The organism is Aquirufa antheringensis (assembly GCF_004307425.1).
Taxonomy (GTDB): Bacteria; Bacteroidota; Bacteroidia; order Cytophagales; family Spirosomataceae; genus Aquirufa; species Aquirufa antheringensis.
Map to the genome: position 1 here is coordinate 1 of NZ_SEWZ01000002.1, position 2,337 is coordinate 2,337.

The 2,337-nt window shown below is 47.9% G+C and carries 1 rRNA gene; it reads right to left on the reverse strand.

The features are described from left to right. Window positions 1–2,246 (reverse strand): 23S ribosomal RNA (locus EWU21_RS02925); the annotation flags it as partial. Window positions 2,247–2,337: the final 91 nt, after the last annotated feature.

Below are 2,337 nucleotides of genomic sequence, written 5' to 3' on the forward strand. Positions count from 1 at the left end.
CTGAGGGAACCTTTGAAAGCCTCCGTTACTCTTTTGGAGGCGACCACCCCAGTCAAACTACCCACCAAGCAATGTCTCCCCTTTGGGGATTAGAATTCCAGTACAAGAAGGGTGGTATTTCAACGTTGGCTCCCCGATGCCTAGCGACACCGGCTCACAGCCTCCCACCTATCCTACACATCCAGTACCAAAACTCAATGCTAAGCTATAGTAAAGGTTCATGGGGTCTTTCCGTCCCGTTGCGGGTAAACGGCATCTTCACCGTTACTACAATTTCACCGAGCTCACGGCTGAGACAGTGCCCAGATCGTTACACCATTCGTGCAGGTCGGAACTTACCCGACAAGGAATTTCGCTACCTTAGGACCGTTATAGTTACGGCCGCCGTTTACTGGGGCTTCAGTTCAATGCTTCGTGTTGCCACTAACATCCCCCCTTAACCTTCCAGCACCGGGCAGGTGTCAGGCCTTATACGTCATCTTTCGATTTAGCAAAGCCATGTGTTTTTGTTAAACAGTCGCCTGGGCCATTTCTCTGCGGCCACGATTGCTCGTGGCTCCCTTTATCCCGAAGTTACAGGGTTAATTTGCCGAGTTCCTTAGCCGTGATTCACTCGAGCGCCTTAGAATATTCTTCTCGACCACCTGTGTCGGTTTACGGTACGGGTTACTTATAAGTTATACACGCCTAGACTTTTCTTGGAAGTTTACTCACTACACTCGTTTTGGCATTGCTGCCGCCTCTCAAAGACACTATTCCGTCAGTATCTGGTAACCTGTAATCTCCGTCATCTATTTGCCCTATAAGTAAGTACAGGAATATTAACCTGTTGTGCATTAGGTTGTCGCCTTCGCTAGACCCTTAGCCCCCGACTAACCCTCAGTTGATTAGCATAGCTGAGGAAACCTTAGTCTTTCGGCGTGAGGGTTTCTCGCCCTCATTATCGTTACTCATGCCTACATTTGCTTTTCTGAACGCTCCAGCAAAGCTCGTCGCTTCACCTTCTCCGCAGATCAGAATGCTCCCCTACCAGTATATAAATATAATCCAAAGCTTCGGTACTTTACTTGATGCCCGTTTATTATCGATGCCCGCCTCGCTCGACCAGTGAGCTGTTACGCACTCTTTAAATGAATAGCTGCTTCCAAGCTAACATCCTGGCTGTCACTGCAATCAGACTTCCTTAGTTCAACTTAGTAAAGATTTTGGGACCTTAGCTGTTGGTCTGGGTTCTTTCCCTCTCGGATTGGGACCTTAGCACCCCAACCCTCACTCCCGGGTATATTTTAAGCCATTCAGAGTTCGTCAGGATTTGGTAGGATTTGACTCCCCCTAGTCCTATCGGTAGCTTTACCTGCTTAAAACTTAACCCCGAGGCTGTTCCTAAAAACATTTCGGGGAGTACGAGCTATTTCTCAGTTTGATTGGCCTTTCACCCCTACCCACAAGTCATCCAAATACTTTTCAACGTAAACTGGTTCGGTCCTCCACTCCGTGTTATCGGAGCTTCAACCTGCTCATGGGTAGATCACAAAGTTTCGCGTCTACTCCCACTGACTAAGCGCCCTATTCAGACTCGCTTTCGCTCCGGCTGCTCACGTCAACGTGATTAACCTCGCCAGTGAAAGTAACTCGTAGGCTCATTATGCAAAAGGCACGCCGTCACCCCACGAAAGGGCTCCGACCGCTTGTAAGCGTATGGTTTCAGGGTCTTTTCACCCCCTTACTCAGGGTACTTTTCACCTTTCCTTCACAGTACTCGTTCACTATCGGTCTCTTGGTAGTATTTAGCCTTACCGGATGGTGCCGGCAGATTCAAAGGGGATTTCTCCAGTCCCCCCCTACTCAGGATACCACTACAATTACATAAACTTACCAATACAGGGCTCTCACCTTCTATGGCCTGCTTTCCCAAACAGTTCTCGTTGATTTACATAATCGATGGCGTGGTCCTACAACCCCAGTCTTGCCGCAACAACACTGGTTTGGGCTAATCCGCGTTCGCTCGCCACTACTTACGGAATCACTTTTGTTTTCTCTTCCTCTGCTTACTTAGATGTTTCAGTTCAGCAGGTTCGCCTCCTATCTTAAATAGGATAATAGATCTTCAATCTACTGGGTTGCCCCATTCGGAAATCTTCGGATCGAAGGTCTTGTGCACCTCCCCGAAGCTTATCGCAGCTTAACACGTCCTTCATCGCCTCCAAGAGCCTAGGCATCCCCCATACGCCCTTAATTCACTTACTCTTTTAAAATATCTTCATCCCGAAGGATTCAAATTCTAATTTGCTCTTACTCTTTACTTTATTCTCACAATATGTCAAAGAACCTTGTGTG